Genomic DNA, 492 nt, shown 5'->3' with positions numbered 1-492 from the left:
CTGCCGTCGGGGTGTGCGTTTCATCCGCGGTGCCGGTGGGCCGACGTGAACGGCGACCGGTCCCGCACCGAGGTGCCCGAGCTGGTCTCGGCGGGTACGGCCGGGCATCTGGTGGCGTGTCACCTGCCGGTCGCCGCGCGGGAGCGGATCTACCGCGACGAGGTAGCCCAGGTGGGGGTGGCCCGATGAATGCTGACCAGGACGGGACGGGCGTTGTCGACGGCCGGCGGGGTGCGGCCGTCGGTGCGGCGGCGGACAGCGGGCCGCTGCTGTCGGTGCGCGGCCTGACCAAGCACTTCCCGGTCCGGCAGGGCCTGCGCAGCACGGGTGCGGTGCGGGCGGTGGACGGGTTGGACTTCGACGTGCGCCCGGGCGAAACGTTGGGGCTGGTGGGGGAGTCGGGGTGTGGGAAGACCACGACCGGGCGGATGCTCGTGCGGCTACTCGAACCCACCGCCGGCAGCATCGCGTTCGCGGGGCGGGACATCACCC

Annotated in this window: 1 protein-coding gene and 1 pseudogene; both read left to right on the top strand. The window is 74.0% G+C overall.

Annotation, left to right across the window (positions count from 1 at the left end; all coding sequences use genetic code 11):
• Positions 1–189 (top strand): annotated as a pseudogene (locus OC439_RS30200) (ABC transporter ATP-binding protein); the annotation flags it as partial.
• On the top strand, positions 186–492 hold a 307-nt coding region (locus OC439_RS30195), incomplete at its 3' end, for an ABC transporter ATP-binding protein (RefSeq protein WP_262016388.1). The pseudogene OC439_RS30200 and the gene OC439_RS30195, both read left to right, overlap by 4 nt.

This window comes from Micromonospora sp. Mcm103 (assembly GCF_024519755.1).
In the GTDB taxonomy this organism is placed as follows: domain Bacteria; phylum Actinomycetota; class Actinomycetes; order Mycobacteriales; family Micromonosporaceae; genus Micromonospora; species Micromonospora aurantiaca.
The sequence above is the reverse complement of the archived record's forward strand: the minus strand, read 5'-3'. Positions and strand labels throughout refer to the sequence as shown.